This window comes from Nocardiopsis suaedae (assembly GCF_027706745.1).
Lineage (GTDB): Bacteria > Actinomycetota > Actinomycetes > Streptosporangiales > Streptosporangiaceae > Nocardiopsis_A > Nocardiopsis_A suaedae.
Map to the genome: position 1 here is coordinate 72,361 of NZ_JAQFWP010000005.1, position 18,121 is coordinate 90,481.

Genomic DNA, 18,121 nt, shown 5'->3' on the forward strand with positions numbered 1-18,121 from the left:
CGGCCCGCGTCCACGGCCCCGTCACCGGCGGTGGGCGCCGCCGGTCCGCCACCGGGGGACCTCCAGGCGGGTGGCGGCCCGCAGCGCCCATTCGACGGGGCCGTAGGCGTGGCCGGACATCCACCACGCGGAGGCGCCGAGCTGGAGCAGGAAGATCCCGACGGCGACCAGCAGCACCAAGGCGGGGGAGACCTGGCCGATCAGCCCGAGTCCGGCACCGGTGAACAGCAGCACGCACACCAGCGACTGGGCGAGGTAGTTGGTCAGCGCCATCCGTCCGGCGGGCGCCAGCGCGGCGGCGGTCCGGGCACCGGGGCCGGTCCGGAAGAAGCGGAGCAGGGTGGCGGCGTAGGCGGCCGTGAGGAACGGTGCGGTGACGACGGCCGCGGCCACCCCGGCGGGGTCCGCGGTGCCGCCCAGCGCGGCGAGGACCAGGGACCCGGCCAGCCCGACGGGATAGCCGACCCACTGCGTCAGGCGCAGCGCCCGGTCGTGCGCGGCCGGGTCCGCGAGGAGCCGGCGCTCGCCCGCGGCCAGGCCGGCGAGGAACGCGGCGAAGGCCGCCGGCCCCTGCATGCCCACCAGCGCCACGGCCATGTGCGGCAGCGAGCGCACGTGCTCGGCGACGACGTCGAGTGGGCCGCCCGCCAGCGCCGCGGTCGTCCGCTCCCCGGCGGCCAGCGCCGCGCCGGTGTCCACCTCGGCCGCCCCGGTGGCGGCCATCGCCAGGAACTGGAGCGCCATGAGAGCGGTGATCACCCCGGCGGTGATGAGCGCGGTGCGCGGGCGGATCCGGTGCACGGCCAGCAGGAGCAGGCCGAGCAGGGCGTAGGTGGTGAGGATGTCGCCCTGGAAGAGCAGGACGGCGTGCAGGGCGCCGATGGCCAGCAGTGCGGCCAGCCGCCGCAGGAAGCGCGGCCGGAAGTCGACCCCCGTCCGGCGGGCGGAGTCGATCTGCAGGGTGAGGCTGTAGCCGAACAGGAACGAGAAGAGCAGGGAGAACTTCATCTCGAAGAACACCGTCACGGCCCGGTGCGCGGCCGTGTCCGCCACGGAGGCGAAGGCGGGGTCGTGGACCTGGTGGAAGGTGTATCCCGAGGCGAAGTACCCGATGTTGACGACGAGGATCCCGAAGAGCGCGAAGGAGCGCAGGGCGTCGATGTCGAGGATGCGCCGGGGTGTGGCCGATGGGCGCGACGGCGCCGCCGATACCGCTGTGGACATGGCGACGACGGTACGGGCGCGGTTGGACGTACGTACATGAACCGGGGTCCCGAGTTCATGGGGGAGGTGGCACCACCGGGAGGTAGTGCGTGCTTTACGGTGCGTCCAAGTCGTCGGGGAACAAGCGGAAGGCCTTATGCGGTGACAGGGGAACGACTGCGCGGAAGTCCCGGTGATCAAGGGTCAGGATGGCGTCTGTGCGGTACTCAGCCGCCAAGGCCACGTTGACCGCATCGGCGAGGTCGAGATCGAGACTGCGGTAGCGCCTTTGTACGGCCTGAGCGGTCCCAAGGAGGCCGAGGTGGATGTCGGGGATGTGGTAGCGCAGCTTGCGGGTTTGGGTCGTGATCATGGCCATGATCTCGGTGCGAGCGGAACTGCCGAAGCGGGCCCTCGCCATGTGGTCGACTTCGGCGAGGACCAGGGGAGACACGAGGACGAGGCCCGCTTCGTCCAATACGGTCTGGCAGCCGCTGGCGTCGGTGGACCTGCGGTCGAAGGCGGAGATGATTCCTGAGGTGTCGCCGATGACGATCACGTATCGTCGGCGCCTTCGACGACCGCGGCCCTCACATCTTCCTTGGACGCCGGTTCGCCATCGCCGTCGAACATGGGCCAGTCGATCGGTTCGTCCCACACACGGTTCGCCAGAGCGGCCAGATGGATGGCTTCCCGGATGATCTCCGCTTCCGGGATGCCGCGGCGCCGAGCGGCCGCCTTGATCTGGGCGAGGTCTTCCGGGTCCGCATAGACGTTCGTTCTCTTCATGGACATGTACCAACGCTTGTCCATGTGTTGTCGCAAGAGTAGGGAATCGCCTGAGTCAGCACTCGATGACGTTCACCGCCAGGCCGCCCCGGCTGGTCTCCTTGTACTTGTCCATCATGTCCCTGCCGGTGTCCCTCATGGTGCGGATCACTTTGTCCAGGGACACGAAGTGGCTGCCGTCGCCCCGCATCGCCATGCGGGTGGCGGTCACCGCCTTCACCGACGCCACCGCGTTGCGCTCGATGCACGGGACCTGTACCAGCCCCCCGATCGGGTCGCAGGTCAGCCCCAGGTTGTGCTCCATCGCGATCTCCGCCGCGTTCTCCACCTGGGACGGGGTCGCCCCCAGCGCCTCCGCCAGGCCGCCGGCCGCCATCGACGACGCCGAGCCGACCTCGCCCTGGCAGCCGACCTCCGCCCCCGAGATCGAGGCGTTCTCCTTGAACAGGATGCCGATCGCCCCCGCCGCCAGCAGGAAGCGGACCACGCCCTCCTCGCTCGCGCCCCGGTGGAAGTGGGTGTAGTAGTGCAGCACCGCCGGGACGATCCCGGCCGCGCCGTTGGTCGGGGCGGTCACCACCCGCCCGCCGGCCGCGTTCTCCTCGTTCACCGCCAGCGCGTACAGCGTGATCCAGTCGCTGCCGTGCAGCGGGTCCGAGGTGTCCGCCTCGTCCGGCGGAAGCAGCCCCGAGCCGTCGCAGCGCCCGCCGAGCTGCCGGTACAGCCGGTGCGCCCGGCGCGGCACCCGCAGCCCGCCCGGGAGCGTCCCCTCGGTGGTCACCCCCCGACGCACGCAGGCCCGCATCACCCGCCAGATCTCCAGCAGCTCCGCCCGCACCCGCTCGGCGGTGCGGCCGAACGCGCGCTCGTTGGCCAGCATGACCGCGCTGATCGACATGCCGGTCTCCCGGCACACGTCCAGCAGCTCCTGCGCGGTGGCGAAGGGGTGCGGCACCGGGGTGGTGTCCGGGATGATCCGGTCCGCCCCCGAGGCCTCCTCGTCCACCACGAAGCCGCCGCCCACCGAGTAGAACACCTTGGAGCGCAGCTCGCCCCCGTCGGCGTCGAAGGCGGTGAACCGCATCCCGTTCGGGTGCTCCGGCAGCGTCTCCTTGCGGAGGAACTCCACGTCGCGCGCCGGGTCGAAGGCGATCTCCGGCCCGGTGCCGCCCAGCCGCAGCCGCCCGCCCGTGCGCACCGCCTCCAGCAGGTCCGGAACCGCGTCCGGGTCGACCCCCTCCGGGGTCTCGCCGAGCAGCCCCAGCACCACCGCGGTGTCGCTGCCGTGCCCCTTGCCGGTGAGCGCCAGCGACCCGTACAGGTCGCAGCGCAGGGCCGCGGTACGCTCCGCCGCGCCCTCGGCGGCCAGGCCGTCGACGAAGGTCGCGGCCGCCTTCATCGGGCCCACGGTGTGCGAACTGGACGGTCCGATACCGGTCTTGAACAGGTCGAAGACGCTGATGGCCATCTGTCCTGCCCTCCTCGTCGAGCACAGGGGGTGCGGATCAGGGAACGGGGTGCGTATACGGGAACGGCCCCCGGATACGAAAATAGCCGGGTCGCGCGCGGCTTCGCTCGATGTGTCGGGGCCGCGCCCGGCCCGGCTGCTTCCGAAGGGTCCCGGCCGCGTGGCCGGGACCGGTCCTACAGGTCCGGGTAGAGCGGGTGCTTGCGCACCAGGGCCTCCACCCGGCCGCGCAGCGCCGCCGCGTCGTAGCCCGGCTTGAGCGCCTCGGCGATGACGTCGGCGACCTCGGCGAAGTCCTCCTCGCCGAACCCGCGGGTGGCCAGCGCCGGGGTGCCGACGCGCAGCCCCGAGGTCACCATCGGCGGGCGCGGGTCGTTGGGCACCGCGTTGCGGTTGACGGTGATGCCGATCTCGTCCAGGCGGTCCTCGGCCTCCTGCCCGTTGAGCGCGGAGTCGACCAGGTCCACCAGCACCAGGTGCACGTCCGTGCCGCCGCTGAGCACCTTCACCCCGGCCTCGGCCGCGTCGGGGCGGGTCAGCCGCTCGGCGAGGATGCGCGCCCCGGCCACCGTGCGCTCCTGGCGGTCGCGGAAGTCGTCGGAGGCGGCCGCCTTGAGCGCCACCGCCTTGCCCGCGATCACGTGCTCCAGCGGGCCGCCCTGCATGCCGGGGAAGACCGCCGAGTTGATCTTCTTGGCCAGCTCCTCCTTGCACAGGATGAGACCGGCGCGTGGGCCGCCCAGGGTCTTGTGCGTGGTGGTGGTGACCACGTCGGCGTGCGGCACCGGGTTGGGGTGCAGCCCCGCGGCGACCAGCCCCGCGAAGTGCGCCATGTCCACCACCAGGTAGGCGCCGACGGCGTCGGCGATCTCCCGGAACCGGGCGAAGTCGAGCTGCCGCGGGTAGGCCGACCAGCCGGCGACGATCATCGCCGGGCGGTGCTCCTTGGCCAGGCGCTCGACCTCGTCGTAGTCGATCAGCCCGTCCTCGTCGCGCACGTGGTAGGGGACCGGGTTGAGGATCTTGCCGGAGTAGTTGAGCTTCATCCCGTGGGTGAGGTGGCCGCCGTGCGCCAGGTCCAGCCCCAGGATGGTGTCGCCCGGCTTGAGCAGGGCGAAGTAGACCGCGGTGTTGGCCTGGGCGCCCGAGTGCGGCTGCACGTTGGCGTGCTCGGCGCCGAACAGCGCCTTGGCGCGGTCGATCGCGAGCCGTTCCACCACGTCGACGTGCTCACAGCCGCCGTAGTAGCGCCGGCCGGGGTACCCCTCGGCGTACTTGTTGGTGAGCACCGTGCCCTGGGCCTCGAGCACGGCGCGCGGGGCGAAGTTCTCCGAGGCGATCATCTCCAGGGTCTCCCGCTGGCGGGAGAGCTCCTGGCCGACGGCCGCGGCGACCTCGGGATCGAACTCCTGGAGGGTCTGGTCGAGAAGGGTGCGATCGGTCATGGAATCAGCCTTCGCCTTCGGTCAGCTGGGTGTACTTCTCCGGGGAGAGAAGGTCCTTCGGCTCCTCGGACAGCTCGACCTTGAACAGCCAGCCCTGCCCGTAGGGGTCCGTGCCGATGATCTCAGGGTCCTCCACGGCGGCCGCGTTCACGTCGACGACCTCGCCGTTGACCGGAGCGTAGATGTCGCTCACGGACTTGGTGGACTCCACCTCGCCGCAGGTGTCCCCGGCGGCCACGGTGGCGCCCGTCTCCGGCGGCTCGACGAAGACGATCTCACCGAGCGCCTCGGCGGCGTACTTGGTGATGCCGATCGTCGCCACGCCGTCGCTGATGGAGACCCACTCGTGTTCTTCGGTGTAGCTCAGCTCCGCGGGAACGCTCAATTTCTCTCCAGGAGGATTCATCAGTGGTGTCCGGTTACCGGGTCCGGCCGCCGCGTGCGGCCGAGGGACCGCGGGCGCTTCGTGCGGATCGCACCCACCCGGTGGCAATTCTGCCCGGTGGGCCGCCTGCCCGCACACACGGCTCGCGACCTGGGGCGGCGCGGGGGCGCCGCCGGAACTCAGCGTTCCCGCTTGTAGAACGGGAGCTCGACGACGTCCACGGGCTCGGTGCGGCCGCGCACGTCCACGGCGAACTCCCCGGTGGAGGTGTCCAGGCCGGCGTCGACGTAGGCCATGGCGATGGGGGTGCCCAGGGTGGGGGAGGGGGCCCCGCTGGTGAGCGTGCCGACCTGCTCGCCGTCGCGCAGCAGCGGCATGTCCTTGCGGATGGGGCGGCGCCCGCGCGCGGACAGCCCGATCAGGCGGCGCCCGCCGCTGCTGTCGGCGCTGCGCCCGGCGGCGCGCTCCAGCGCCGCGCGGCCGACGAAGTCGCCCTTGTCGAACTTGACGACCCGGCCCAGGCCGGCGTCGAAGGGGGTGAGACCGCGGGTGAGCTCCTGGCCGTACAGCGGCATCCCGGCCTCCAGGCGCAGGGTGTCGCGGGCCGACAGCCCGGCGGGGGCCAGGCCGTGCGGCTCCCCGGCCTTGAGCAGGGCCTCCCATACCGCGGGGGCGGCGGAGGCGGGCTCGATGAACAGCTCGAAGCCGTCCTCGCCGGTGTAGCCGGTGCGGGCGAGCAGCACGGGCTGCCCGGCGACGGTGTGGCGGTACCCGGCGTAGTACTTGATCTCCGACAGGTCGGCGTCGGTGAGCGGGGCCAGGATGTCCACGGCGGCCGGACCCTGGAGCGCGATGAGCGCGGTGTCGGCGGAGCGGTCCTCCACCCGGGCGTCGAAGCCCTGGGCCCGCTCCTGGAGGGCGGCCAGCACGGTCCCGGCGTTGGCCGCGTTGGGCACGACCAGGTAGTCGTCGTCGGCGAGGCGGTAGACGATCAGGTCGTCGAGGACGCCGCCGTCCTCGTCGGTGATCATCGTGTACCGGGCGCGGCCCACGGTGACCTTGGACAGGAACCCGACCATCGCGTAGTCCAGGACGTCGGCGGCCTGCGGCCCGGTGACGCGGACCTCGCCCATGTGGGAGAGGTCGAACAGGCCCGCCTTCTCCCGGACGGCCGTGTGCTCGGCCTTCTCACCGGAGTAGCGCAGGGGCATGAGCCAGCCCGCGAAGTCGACCAGGGTGGCGCCCAGCGCCTCGTGCGCGGAGCGGAGGGCGGTTTCGCGGAGGTTCGCGGACGCGCCGCCGTCGGATGTCATGGTCACTCCCGAGAGGATGGTCGTCGTCGTGCAGCCAAAGGCGTGGCCATCCTCCCCCTCTGTCATCGGTGCCTGAGAGCTTCACCGCGCGCACGGCGCGGCTTGCACCTTCGGCGAGGGGCGGCGGTGCCCCTGCTTTCCAGAGTGGTCTCGCCCGTTCGGTCCGCAGCGCCTGAGAGGTTCTCTGGGGAGGGTTTGCTCCTTCGGCGGCCCGCGCCGGCTGCGCGGACACTCTCCCGTACGGGTTCATCGACCGGCTTCAGAGTAGCAGCGCGCCTCCGGCGGGGACAGGGGCGGCCCCTCGGAGCCGCCCCTGGGCAGCGCCGTGACCTGGGCCGTGGCGGGGCGGTGGACGGGCGCGCCGCACGGGGGCACGGAAGGGGGTGCCTCAGCCGCGGGCGGGGGCGCCGAGCCCGCGGTCGACGCGGACCTCGCCGCCGCGCACCACCGCGCGCACGTTCTCCTCCGGCTCGGCGAGCAGGGTGACGTCGGCCAGCGGGTCGCCGTCGACGACGATCAGGTCGGCGTCGGCGCCCGCGCGCACCGTGCCCGCCCGGCCTTCCAGGTTCAGCAGCCGGGCGGCGGTGGAGGTGGCCGACCGCAGCACCGCCGCGGCGGGCTGCGCCTGGGCCCGGATGGCGAACTCCTCGCTCTGGTGGGCCTGCATGCCGCCGAGCAGGTCGGTGCCGAAGACCAGGTCCACTCCGGCCTCGTGCGCCCTGCGCAGCGCCTCCAGCCCCCGGTCGAGCACGGTGGACACCTTGGCCCGGCTCTCCGGGGGCAGCCCGTTGCGCGCCCCCTGGCGGGCCAGCTCCTGGTAGGTGACCAGGGTGGGCACGAGGAACGCCCGGCGCTCCAGGAACAGCTCCAGGCTGGTGTCGTCGATGAGGTTGCCGTGCTCGATGCACCGCACCCCCAGCCGCAGGCCCCGGTTGACCGCGCGGGCGGTGTAGGCGTGGCCGGTGACGTACCGGTTGGCGGCCTCGGCCTCCTCGACCACGGCGCGGATCTCCTCCTCGGCGGACTGGGTGGAGTCGATCCGGTCGGTGGGCGAGGCGACCCCGCCGGAGAGCATGATCTTGATGTGGTGGGCGCCGGTGCGCAGCTGCTCGCGGGCGGCGCGGCGGAACGCGGTCGCCCCGTCGCACACCAGGCCGGTGCTCGGGCAGCAGCCGTGCGACCCGGTGTCCTGGCGGCCGGGGCCGCGGAAGTCGCCGTGCCCGCCGGTCTGGGAGAGCGCCTTGCCGCCGAACAGCAGGCGGGGGCCGTCGATCAGCCCCTCCTCGACGGCCTGGGCCAGCCCCCAGTCGCCTCCGGCGACGTCGCGCACGGTGGTGAAGCCGCGGTGCAGCATGGCGGTGAGGGAGCGGGCGGCGAAGGCGGTGGCGTAGGAGGGCGAGTGGTCCATGGCCGCGCCCAGGTCGGCGCTGAAGGCGGTGGGGTGGACGTGGGCGTCGATCAGGCCGGGCATGAGCGTGGCCCCCGCGAGGTCGACGGTGCGCGCCCCCTCGCCGGGGTCGGGGGCCCGGCCCTGCCCGGTCGCGGCGATGCGGCCCTCGTCGACGAGCAGCCAGGACCCGGGGGTGCGGGTGCCCGCCTCGGGGTCGAGGAGGGCGGCGCCGGTGAACAGGGTGGTGCGGGGGCGGTCGGCCATGGGGTACCTCCGGTCGCGGATGCCTGCGGCGCGCCGGGTGACGCGCGCCTCACTCGCAATATATGTTGCATTGCTGGGTGGTGGGGAGGCCGGGGCCGCCTTCGCGGCGCCACGCCGGTCTCCGCGGCCGTGTGGGAACGGGGCGGCCCCATTCGATCGGCTCTACGCGCTCGCTACGGCGCTGAGCGGTGGCGGATCCGGCTCGGAGCGCCGACCGGCACCGCGCCGGTCGGCGTGCGGCCGACGGGACGCTCGCCCGCGGGGGCCAGGGCCGCCCAAGGCCCCACCGCCCCGCCGCCGTGCGTATGCGGCCGCCGCCGTCCGCCGGTGCGGCGCGCGGGCGGCCCCGGTCCGGGGCGAGAATGGTCGCCGGACACCCCGGACCCGGACGGGCGGAGCGGAGGCGGAGGGCCGAGATGCCGGACTGGATCGAGGAGGCGCTGGCGGGCGGGCGCTTGGGCCGCGCCGCCGAGCGGGTCGTCCGGGTGCTGCGCGACGACCCGCGGTTCGCCTCCTACGCCAGCACCGCGGAGCTGGCCGCGCGGGCCGGGGTGAACGTCGCGACCGTGGTGCGCGCGGCCCAGCAGCTCGGCTTCTCCGGCTGGCCGGCCCTGCGCGTGGAGCTGCGCTCGCGGTACCTGGCCTCGCTCAGCGCGGACGAGGTGATGGCGGAGCACGCCGGCACGGCCGACCCGGTCCGCGACGCCGTGCGCTCCGACCGCGAGGCCCTGCGCACCCTCGACCGCACCCTGGAACCGGAGCGGGTGCGCGCACTCGCGCAGGCGCTGCACGGGGCGCGGCGGACGCTGGTGCTGGGCTCGGGGACGTTCGCCGCGCCGGGGCTGCAGCTCGCGCACGCCGCCGGGATCATGGGGTACGACGTGGAGCTGCGCGACACCGGGGGGACCGCGCTGCTCGCCGCCGTGTCCCGGCTGGGGGAGGGCGACCTGGTCGTGGTGTGCGACCTGTGGCGGGTGCCGCGCGTGATCCGGTCGGCCGCCCGCATGGCCGCCGAGCGGTCCGTCGCCACCGCCGTGATCACCGACCGCCGGGACTCGCCCCTGGTCGAGGGGGCCGCGCATGTGATCGTGGTCCCGAGCGAGGGGGTGGGGATGTTCCCGTCCCTGACGCCGGTGATGGCCGTGGTCCACGCGCTCCTGGCCGAACTGGGCCGGATCGGCGGCGAGGAGGCCCTCCAGGCCGTCCGCCGTACCGAGGCCCTGTGGGAGCAGGCCGGACTCTTCTGACCCGGCGAGAACGGGGGCGGCCGGGGCGCCCGGCCCCGTTCCACCCGTGTCGCCGCCGCCCTCCTCCCTGACACTCCGGCGGCCCGCCGCCCGGCCGAGGCCGCGAGCGGGCGGCCGCCCGCCCCCGGTGTCGCCATCGGTCCTGGCCCCCGTGCTCGTCCTGATCTGGGGGATCGAGCAAAGAGTGATCTGGGTCACAGCAAATGCAATGAGTGTTGCATGACACAGGTCCGTGCTGCTTACATCGCAGTCGTCGTTCGGATCCGACCTCCGGCCCACCGTGGGCCCCGTCCCCCTGCCCGGTCTTCCGCGAAGGTGTCCCATGCAGACCGTCCATCTCGCGATCCTCGCCGTGTACCTGCTGGCCATGGTGGGCGTCGCCGTGTACTTCCTCCGCTCGGGCCGGCTCGGCGGCGGCGACGACTTCCTGTTCGCCGGGCGCAGCCTGCCCCGGCCCGTCATGGTCGCCACCCTGCTGGTGACCTGGGTGGGGTCCGGGACCGTCATCGGCGGCGCCAACTTCGCCTACACCTACGGCCCCGTCGCCGGGCTCGTCTTCTTCGCCGGGACCCCGCTGGGCATCCTGGTCCTCCTGCTCGCCGCCCGGCGCATCCGGCGGGCCTCCCGGCACACCGTCCCCGAACTGCTGGAGGCCCGGTTCGGCACCGGGGTGCGCACCGTCGCCGCCGCCGTCACCGCGCTGGCCTACATCGGCCTGGTCGCCTCCCAGTTCATCGGCGGGGGCTACGTGGTCGGGCTGATCACCCCGCTGAGCGCCACCCAGGGCACGGTCCTGGTCGCGGTCGTGGTCACCCTGCTCACCGTCACCGGCGGCCTCTTCTCGGTGGCCTACACCGACTTCCTGTCGGCGATCCTCATCGTGCTCGGCCTGTTCGTGTCCCTGCCGCTGGTCTTCTCCGCCGTCGGCGGCCCCGCCGCCTACTGGGACGGGCTGCCCGCGGCGGCCGCCACCCCCACCGGCGGGCTCACCGCCCTGCAGCTCCTCGGCTACTTCCTGCCGCTGTTCCTGCTCCTGCTGGCCGACCAGAACATCTACCAGCGCCTCACCGCCGCCCAGGACGAGCGCACCGCCCGCGCGTCCACCCTGGGCATGCTGGTCTCCAGCTTCTTCGTCTTCATCCCGGTGGTCCTGCTGGCCTCGGCGGCCGCGGTGCTCATGCCCGGCATCAACGGCGACATGGCCATCCTGGCCCTGGCCTCCGAGGGCCACCTGCCGGCCGTGCTGGGCGGCCTCATCCTCGCCGGGGCGGTCGCCTTCGTCATCACCACCGGTTCCTCGTTCATGCTGTCGGCCGCCTCCAACATCGCCTACGACCTCTACGCGCGCTTCGCCGAGGGGGAGACCGGCGGGCGCCGCGGCCTGGCGGTGCAGCGGGGCGCGGTCCTGGCGATCGCGGTGGTCGCGTTCGTCCTCGGGCTGTTCTTCCCGACCGTGCTCGAACTGCAGATGTACTCCTACACCATCTACGGCGCGGCCATCACCCCCGCGGTGTTCGCGGTGCTGTTCTGGAAGCGGGCCACCACGGCCGGTGCGGTCGCGGCCCTGGTCGTCGGCGCCGCCACCACCATCGGCTGGCACCTGGCCGGGACGCCCGGCGACGTCAACGGCGTGGTAGCCGCGCTCCCGGCGGCGCTGATCGCCCTCGTCGCCGCCAGCCTGCTCACCAAGGCCCCCGACCCCGGGGCCCTCGAAGCGGCGGGCGTCGACTGAGCGGAGGCGCGGACGCGGAAGGGTCCGGCACGCGGAGCGCGCCGGACCCTTCCTGCGGGTGCTCAGGCCTTGCGGCGGCGCCGCACCGCCTCGGCCAGGCCCTGCAGCACGTCGACGGTGGTGTCCCAGCCCATGCACTTGTCGGTGATCGACTTTCCGTACACCAGCTCGGCGGGGTCGCCCAGCTTCTGGGCGCCCTCCTCGATGAAGCTCTCCAGCATCACGCCGACGATGCCCTGCTGCCCCTCGGCGACCTGGGCCGCGATGTCCTGGGCGACGACCGGCTGGCGCTTGTGGTCCTTGCCGCTGTTGGCGTGCGAGGCGTCGATCATCACCCGGCGGCGCAGCCCGGCGCCCTCCACCACGTCCAGCGCGGAGCGCACGTGCTCGGCCCCGTGGTTGGGGCCGGTGCGCCCGCCGCGCAGGATCAGGTGGCAGTCCGGGTTGCCGCTGGTGCTGACGACCGACCCGGCGCCGGCCGGGTCGACGCCGAAGAAGGTGTGCGGGGCGGCGGCCGCGCCGCAGGCGTCCACCGCCACCTGCACGTCGCCGTCGGTGCCGTTCTTGAAGCCCACCGGCATGCTCAGGCCGCTGCTGAGCTGGCGGTGCACCTGGCTCTCGGTGGTGCGGGCGCCGATCGCGCCCCACGTGACGGCGTCGGCGATGTACTGCGGGGTGATCGGGTCGAGGAACTCGGTTCCGGCCGGGACCCCCAGCGAGCCGATGTCCAGCAGCAGCTTGCGCGCGGTGCGCAGGCCCCGGTGCACGTCGTGGCTCTCGTCCAGGCCCGGGTCGTTGATCAGGCCCTTCCAGCCCAGGGTGGTGCGCGGCTTCTCGAAGTAGACCCGCATCACCACGCACAGGTCGGCCGCGACCGACGGCGTCAGCTCCTTGAGGCGGCGCGCGTAGTCGAGCGCCGCCGCCGGGTCGTGCACCGAGCACGGCCCCACGATGACCAGCAGCCGGTCGTCCTCGCCGTTCAGCACCCGCGCGACCTCGGCCCGGGCGTCCTCGACCAGCGCCGTGCGCTCGGGGCCCATCGGCAGCTCGGCCAGGACGTCGCGCGGCGCGACCAGCGGCCGGTAACTGGCGATGCGGGTGTCATTGGTGCTGCTCGTCATGGTGGCGGATGCTCCTCGTCCCCGTCGTCCCCGGTCGGCCCTCCTGGAACCTTAGCGCCAACCGGGGCGCCGGTCCGAGCCGTGGGGCGCGAGTGTGGTGCGGGTCATCGCAGGGCTTCTCAGCAGGTGAGACTCACCCCTTGAGGCCGGGCAGGTCCTCCTCCCAGAACTCCCCGGGGTTGCGCTCCTTCTCCGGCGCCCCCCGCTCGTGCTCGGCGGTGCGCAGCTCCACCCGGCGGATCTTGCCCGAGACCGTCTTGGGCAGCGCGGCGAACTCCAGCCGCCGCACCCGCTTGTAGGGCGCCAGCCGCTCCCTGCAGAACGCCAGGATCGAGTAGGCGGTGTCGGCGTCCGGCTCCGCCCCCGCCACCAGGGTGACGAACGCCTTGGGGACCGCCAGCCGCACCGGGTCGGGGGAGGGCACGACCGCCGCCTCGGCGACCGCCTCGTGCTCGATCAGCACGCTCTCCAGCTCGAAGGGGGAGATGCGGTAGTCCGAGGCCTTGAACACGTCGTCGCGCCGGCCGATGTAGGTGATGTGCCCGTCGGCGTCCCGGGAGGCCACGTCGCCGGTGTGGTACAGCCCGTCGCGCATCGCCCCGGCGGTGCGCTCCTCGCTGTCGGCGTACCCGGCCATCACCCCGACCGGGGCGTCGCGCAGCGAGACGCACACCTCGCCCTGGTCGCCGTCCTGCCCGGTGACCGGGTCGGCCAGCACCACCTCGTACCCGGGCATGGGCAGCCCCATCGACCCGGGCCGCACCTGCTGCCCGGGGGAGTTGCCGACGGTCACGGTGGTCTCGGTCTGGCCGAACCCGTCGCGCACGGTGATCCCCCAGGCGGTGCGCACCTGCTCGATCACCTCCGGGTTGAGCGGCTCCCCGGCCGACACCGCCTCGCGCACCGGGGCCGTGCCCGACCCCAGGTCGGCCTGGATGAGCATGCGCCACACGGTCGGCGGGGCGCAGAAGGTGTCCACCCCGCACCGGCGTATCGCCGCCAGCAGCTCGGCCGCGTCGAACCGGGCCTGGTTCACCGACAGCACCGTCGCCTGGGCGTTCCACGGGGCGAACACGCTGCTGTAGGCGTGCTTGGCCCACCCCGGGGAGGAGATGTTCAGGTGGACGTCGCCGGGGCGGATGCCCACCCAGTACATGGTGGACAGGTGCCCGGCCGGGTACGACAGGTGGGTGTGCTGCACCAGCTTGGGCGCCGAGGTGGTGCCGGAGGTGAAGTAGAGCAGCAGCGGGTCGTCGGCCGGCGTCCGGTGGTCGGGCGCGAAGTCCAGGGCCGCGTGCCGGCAGTCGGTGTAGGGCAGCCACCCCTCCATGTAGCCGACGCTGATCCGGGTCCAGTGCCCGCCCAGCCCCTCGAACTTGGGGGTGTCGGCGGCGTTGGCGATCACGTGCCGCACCCCGCCGCGCTCGATCCGGTCGGCCAGGTCACCCGTGGTCAGCAGCGGCGTGGCGGGGATGAGCACCGCGCCCAGGCGGATCGCGGCCAGCGTGGTCTCCCACAGCTCCACCTGGTTGCCCAGCATCACCAGGATCCGGTCGCCCCGGTGCACGCCCTGGTTGTGCAGCCAGTTCGCGGCCTGCCTGCTCCGCTCGGCCATCTCCCGGTAGGTCAGCCGCGTCTCCGAGCCGTCCTCGTCCACGATCCACAGGGCGAGCCGGTCGGGATGCTCCTCGGCGGCCGGGTCGAAGTGGTCCAGCGCCCAGTTGAAGTGGTCGGGCCGGGGCCAGGAGAAGCGCGCGTGCGCCTGGGCGCGGTCCTCCCGGAGCTCCAGCAGCAGGTCGCGCGCCGCCCGGAACTCGGCGGTGGCGGGGTTCGGCATGGAGGGACCTCCGCATCCGGTGTGTGAGCGCTGTCACTCTAGCCGCTGAGGGTCCCTCCTGTCCCGGACCGCCGTCCCGGACCGCCTCTCCGGCCTGTGGAGCGCATACGGCCGGAGGCTAGCATCGGTCCGGTGAGCGACCTGAGCGGACACCAGGGCACGTGGACCTTCGGCGCGGACGCGCTCCACATCGACTACGCGGACCGCTGGCGGGTGCACCGCCTGCTGCGCCTCCTCCGCCGCTGCACCGTGCCCTACGCGGTGGTCGCCGGGGTGGACTTCCAGCCCGACGCGGGACGGAAGCGGTGGCGGTTGGCCGTGCGCCTGGCCGACGGCGCCGACCCCTTCGGGGCGAGCGTGCCCGGGGCGGAGGAGAAGGGCGACCCCTTCGAGCTGACCGGGCCCTCCGAGAGCGTCCTCACCGCCGAGTACCAGGCGGACCAGCTCCGCGTGCTCGCCGAGGGGGCCCAGACCACCGGGGCGGCCCCCGAACCCGCCGAGGTGGCCCGGTCACTGGTGCCCGCACCGCCCTTCAAGGCCTACTGCGACGGAGGCGAGGCGGTCTTCGACGGCGCCGAGGTGCGCCTGCACTGGAAGCGTCCGCGCGGCAGGGACGAGCAGCGCCGCGGCGGGCGCGTGCTGCCGCTCGACCGCCTGCTCCGCGTCGAGTGGGTCCCGGCCGACCAGGGAGGGTGGGCCGGGATCCGGTTCACCGTCGCCGGGGAGCCCTCCTCCGGGGGCTCCATCCGCAAGGACCCGGCGGCGCTCGGGTCGCAGGACGGCCGCGAGCAGGCGCGCCTGCGCCTGCTGGCCGCCGTGGTCAATGCGCACCTGCCGGCCGCGGCGGGCGCCGGCGCGGCCGCCGGTGATAGAGAAGGAGGGGCCCCGGAGCAGGCGGAGGCATCGGCGCCGGACGCCGGGCCGCGCTCCGAACCGGAGGAGATCTCCCGGCGCATCCGCGAGCTGGCCGCCCTGCGCGACGACGGCCTCGTCACCGAGGAGGAGTTCGCCGCGAAGAAGGCCGAGCTGCTGAGGCGCCTATAGCACGACCCGCGGCACCACGACGAGAGAACGAAAGGCGGCCGCCGATGTCCCAGCGGACCCTGTACCCTCCGATCGCGCCCTACGACAGCGGGATGCTCGACGTGGGCGGCGGCGACAGCGTCTACTGGGAGCTGTGCGGCAACCCCGACGGCAAGCCCGCGGTGTTCCTGCACGGTGGGCCCGGCGGCGGCTGCGCCCCCGACCACCGGCGCCTCTTCGACCCCGAGCGCTACAACATCCTCCTGTTCGACCAGCGCAACTGCGGCCGCAGCACCCCGCACGCCTCCGGCATGGACGTGGACCTGAAGGCCAACACCACCTGGAGCCTGGTGGCCGACATCGAGCGGCTGCGGGAGATGGTCGGCGCGGAGCAGTGGCTGGTCTTCGGCGGCTCCTGGGGCAGCGCGCTCGCCCTCGCCTACGCCGAGGAGCACCCCGAGCGGGTGAGCGGGCTGGTGGTGCGCGGCATCTTCACCCTCCGCGACGACGAGCTGCAGTGGTTCTACCAGAGCGGTGCGAGCCACATCTTCCCCGACGTGTGGGACGGCTACCTGGCGCCGATCCCCGAGGAGGAGCGCGGCGACCTCATCGCCGCCTACGCCCGGCGGCTCAACCACCCCGACCGCGACGTGCGGGTCGAGGCCGCCCGCGCCTGGAGCGTGTGGGAGGGGTCCACGGTGACGCTGCTGCCCAACGAGGCGGTGCGGGCCCAGCACGCCGAGGAGGACTACGCGCTGGCCTTCGCCCGCATCGAGAACCACTACTTCTCCAACAAGGGCTTCTTCACCCCCGGCCAGCTCATCGAGCGGGCCGGGCGGCTGCGCGGCATCCCCGGCGTCATCGTCCAGGGCCGCTACGACGTGTGCACCCCGGCGCGGACCGCGTTCGACCTCCACAAGGCGTGGCCGGAAGCGGACTTCCACATCGTCGACGACGCGGGCCACGCCTTCAGCGAGCCCGGCATCCTGCACCGGCTGATCGAGGCGACCGACCGCTTCGCCGCGTCGTGACCCCGCCCTGTCGACACGGTCCCGACGTGTTCTCGATGCGTTCCTGACGTGATCCCGGCGCGGCCCCGGGGCGGCCCCGGGGCCGTGGCGGCGCGGTGCGGTTTAGGCTCGGAGCCACGATCCGCGCAAGGAGGCTCACGATGAAGGTCAAGGTCGACTACGACCTCTGCGAGAGCAACGCCGTCTGCATGGGCATCCTGCCCGAGGTGTTCGAGGTCCGCGACGACGACAACCTCTACATCCTCCAGGAGGAGCCGCCCGAGGAGCTCCGTCCCAAGCTGGAGGAGGCCGTTCGGATGTGCCCCAAGCAGGCGCTGAGCCTGGAGGACTAGGGCGTGTTTCTCGGAGGCTTTTCGATCAGCGAGCGGCCGTCCCGGGCGGCGCTCGCAAGACGGGGCGCGAAGTTCATCCTGGTTGGCTGCTCGAGCGTCCCGGCGCAGCGAGCGTCGTCCTGGTGGCCGCGAGCCGAAAATGATCCGAGAAACACGCCTTAGGGGCCGGCAGGACCCGCAGGACGGGCCGGGCGGCGGGCACCGCGGCGCGCCGCCCGGGAACGGGCAGGGTTCAGTGCTTCCGGGGCCGGCACCGCGCCGGTGGCGTCGCCCCCTCCCGAGATCAAGGCGTGGCCGCGCGGGCTCCCGCTGCGGCGAGCGCGTCCTCCCAGGTGGTGCGCTCGGTGAGGAGCGGACGGTAGCGCATGGCCTTCGGCGTGGACTTCAGCCCCAGCACTCCGATGAGCAGCCCCTCCCGCCCGAAGAAGGCGACGAACTTGCGGTCCTCGGGCGAGCCGTGGACGATCTCCACCGTGTCGGCGGGCGCCGCCTGCCCCAGAAGCTGGATCTTCCGCTTGTACTGGTCCGACCAGAAGTAGGGCACCGGGGTGTACTCCTCGGCGGCCCCCGTACCGGCCAGCAGGTTGCGCGCGGCCACCCCCGCCTGCTCCCCGGCGTTGGTCCAGTGCTCCAGCCGCATCCGGCCGCCGTAGCGCGGGTGCGGGAAGTTCGCCAGGTCCCCGGCGGCGTAGACGTTCGGCACCGACGTGCGTCCGAGCGCGTCGCACTCCACGCCCCCGGCGCCTCCGGCCAGGGAGACGCCCGACCCCTCCAGCCACTCGGTGTTGAGGTCGACGCCCAGCCCGCAGACCACCACCGGCGCCTCCACGGCCGACCCGTCGGCCAGGCGTACGCGCTCAACGCGCCCGCCCGCGCCCTCGTACCCGGACACCCCCGTGCCCAGGCGGAGGTCCACGCCGTTGTCGCGGTGCAGGTCGGTGAGGACCCGCCCGACGCGCGGGTCGACCGCGCGGGTGAGCGGGGTCGGCGCCGCCTCGATCAGCACCACCTCCCGGCCGAGCGCCCGCGCGCTGGACGCCACCTCGGCCCCGACGAACCCGGCGCCGACCACGGCCACGCGGTCGTACTCGTCCAGGTCGGCGCGGAGCGCCTCGGCGTCGGCCAGTGTGCGCAGCACGTGCACCCCGGCCAGTTCCGTCGCGGGGCGGCGGGCGCGCGCCCCGGTCGCCACGATCACCCCGTCGCCCTGGACGCGGGTGCCGTCGTCCAGCTCCACCGACCGTTCCCCGGGCAGCAGCCGCGCGGCGGCGCGCCCCAGCCGCAGGTCGAGCCCGAGCGCGTCGAAGGCCGCGTCGTCGCGCAGCGCCACGCCTGCGCCGCCACCGGTGCCGGTCAGCACCTCCTTGGACAGGGGCGGCCGGGAGTAGGGGCGCTCGTCCTCCGCCCCGACGAGGGTGATGCGCCCGTCGAAGCCCGCCTCGCGCAGGGATTCGGCGGCGTGCAGGCCGGCCATTCCCGCGCCCGCGATGACGACGTTGTCCATGCTGTCCATGGCTCCGCTCTGGATCTGGGGTGGTCGG

General features: G+C 73.5%; 16 protein-coding genes and 1 riboswitch. Of the genes, 5 read left to right on the top strand and 11 right to left on the bottom strand.

The features are described from left to right. Positions 1–21: 21 nt before the first annotated feature. The 8 genes from O4U47_RS04370 to O4U47_RS04405 all read right to left on the bottom strand — a co-directional run bounded on the left by O4U47_RS04370 (position 22) and on the right by O4U47_RS04405 (position 8,257). Entirely contained in the window at positions 22–1,224 is a 1,203-nt protein-coding gene (locus tag O4U47_RS04370; protein ID WP_270676217.1) for a DUF418 domain-containing protein, read from the bottom strand. 94 nt (positions 1,225–1,318) lie between these two features. Next, positions 1,319–1,762 (bottom strand): PIN domain-containing protein, encoded by a 444-nt coding sequence (locus tag O4U47_RS04375; protein WP_270676218.1) that lies wholly within the window; start codon positions 1,760–1,762, stop codon positions 1,319–1,321. Next, positions 1,759–1,998: a ribbon-helix-helix domain-containing protein gene (locus O4U47_RS04380; protein ID WP_270676219.1), complete on the bottom strand. Its 240-nt coding sequence runs from the start codon at positions 1,996–1,998 to the stop codon at positions 1,759–1,761. The genes O4U47_RS04375 and O4U47_RS04380 overlap by 4 nt, the downstream gene beginning before the upstream one ends. Positions 1,999–2,047: 49 nt before the next feature. Further along, positions 2,048–3,460, bottom strand: a complete 1,413-nt coding sequence (locus O4U47_RS04385; protein ID WP_270676220.1) for an L-serine ammonia-lyase — start codon at positions 3,458–3,460, stop codon at positions 2,048–2,050. Between the two features lie 176 nt (positions 3,461–3,636). After that, the gene (locus O4U47_RS04390) at positions 3,637–4,905 is read right to left on the bottom strand and encodes a serine hydroxymethyltransferase (protein ID WP_270676221.1); all 1,269 of its coding nucleotides are present in this window, start codon (positions 4,903–4,905) and stop codon (positions 3,637–3,639) included. A 4-nt stretch (positions 4,906–4,909) separates the two neighbouring features. Further along, the gene (gene gcvH, locus O4U47_RS04395) at positions 4,910–5,290 is read right to left on the bottom strand and encodes a glycine cleavage system protein GcvH (RefSeq protein ID WP_270676222.1); all 381 of its coding nucleotides are present in this window, start codon (positions 5,288–5,290) and stop codon (positions 4,910–4,912) included. 179 nt (positions 5,291–5,469) lie between these two features. Continuing rightward, the gene (gene gcvT, locus O4U47_RS04400; protein ID WP_270676288.1) at positions 5,470–6,603 is read right to left on the bottom strand and encodes a glycine cleavage system aminomethyltransferase GcvT; all 1,134 of its coding nucleotides are present in this window, start codon (positions 6,601–6,603) and stop codon (positions 5,470–5,472) included. 49 nt (positions 6,604–6,652) lie between these two features. Then, positions 6,653–6,756: riboswitch (glycine riboswitch) on the bottom strand. 235 nt (positions 6,757–6,991) lie between these two features. Beyond that, the gene (locus O4U47_RS04405) at positions 6,992–8,257 is read right to left on the bottom strand and encodes a metal-dependent hydrolase family protein (protein WP_270676223.1); all 1,266 of its coding nucleotides are present in this window, start codon (positions 8,255–8,257) and stop codon (positions 6,992–6,994) included. 416 nt (positions 8,258–8,673) lie between these two features. Between O4U47_RS04405 and O4U47_RS04410 the strand changes: the two genes are divergently transcribed. Together O4U47_RS04410 and O4U47_RS04415 are read left to right on the top strand one after the other, a co-directional pair. Continuing rightward, the gene (locus O4U47_RS04410) at positions 8,674–9,504 is read left to right on the top strand and encodes a MurR/RpiR family transcriptional regulator (protein ID WP_270676224.1); all 831 of its coding nucleotides are present in this window, start codon (positions 8,674–8,676) and stop codon (positions 9,502–9,504) included. A 322-nt stretch (positions 9,505–9,826) separates the two neighbouring features. Then, positions 9,827–11,236, top strand: coding sequence for a sodium:solute symporter family protein (locus O4U47_RS04415; RefSeq protein WP_270676225.1), 1,410 nt, complete (start codon positions 9,827–9,829; stop codon positions 11,234–11,236). 62 nt (positions 11,237–11,298) lie between these two features. Here O4U47_RS04415 and O4U47_RS04420 read toward each other — a convergent pair whose 3' ends face one another. Together O4U47_RS04420 and O4U47_RS04425 are read right to left on the bottom strand one after the other, a co-directional pair. Then, positions 11,299–12,357 (bottom strand): 3-deoxy-7-phosphoheptulonate synthase, encoded by a 1,059-nt coding sequence (locus tag O4U47_RS04420; protein WP_270676226.1) that lies wholly within the window; start codon positions 12,355–12,357, stop codon positions 11,299–11,301. Between the two features lie 133 nt (positions 12,358–12,490). Further along, positions 12,491–14,194, bottom strand: a complete 1,704-nt coding sequence (locus O4U47_RS04425) for an AMP-binding protein (RefSeq protein ID WP_270676227.1) — start codon at positions 14,192–14,194, stop codon at positions 12,491–12,493. A gap of 132 nt (positions 14,195–14,326) precedes the next feature. Between O4U47_RS04425 and O4U47_RS04430 the strand changes: the two genes are divergently transcribed. The 3 genes from O4U47_RS04430 to O4U47_RS04440 all read left to right on the top strand — a co-directional run bounded on the left by O4U47_RS04430 (position 14,327) and on the right by O4U47_RS04440 (position 16,580). After that, positions 14,327–15,238: a DUF4429 domain-containing protein gene (locus O4U47_RS04430; protein ID WP_270676228.1), complete on the top strand. Its 912-nt coding sequence runs from the start codon at positions 14,327–14,329 to the stop codon at positions 15,236–15,238. 44 nt (positions 15,239–15,282) lie between these two features. After that, on the top strand, positions 15,283–16,248 hold the full coding sequence (gene pip / locus O4U47_RS04435; RefSeq protein WP_270676229.1) for a prolyl aminopeptidase: 966 nt from the start codon (positions 15,283–15,285) through the stop codon (positions 16,246–16,248). Between the two features lie 140 nt (positions 16,249–16,388). Then, complete coding sequence (locus tag O4U47_RS04440) at positions 16,389–16,580, top strand: ferredoxin (protein ID WP_270676230.1); 192 nt, start codon at positions 16,389–16,391, stop codon at positions 16,578–16,580. Positions 16,581–16,863: 283 nt separating this feature from the next. On the opposite strand, the gene O4U47_RS04445 is transcribed toward O4U47_RS04440, so the two are convergent. Further along, complete coding sequence (locus tag O4U47_RS04445) at positions 16,864–18,084, bottom strand: NAD(P)/FAD-dependent oxidoreductase (protein ID WP_270676289.1); 1,221 nt, start codon at positions 18,082–18,084, stop codon at positions 16,864–16,866. Positions 18,085–18,121: the final 37 nt, after the last annotated feature.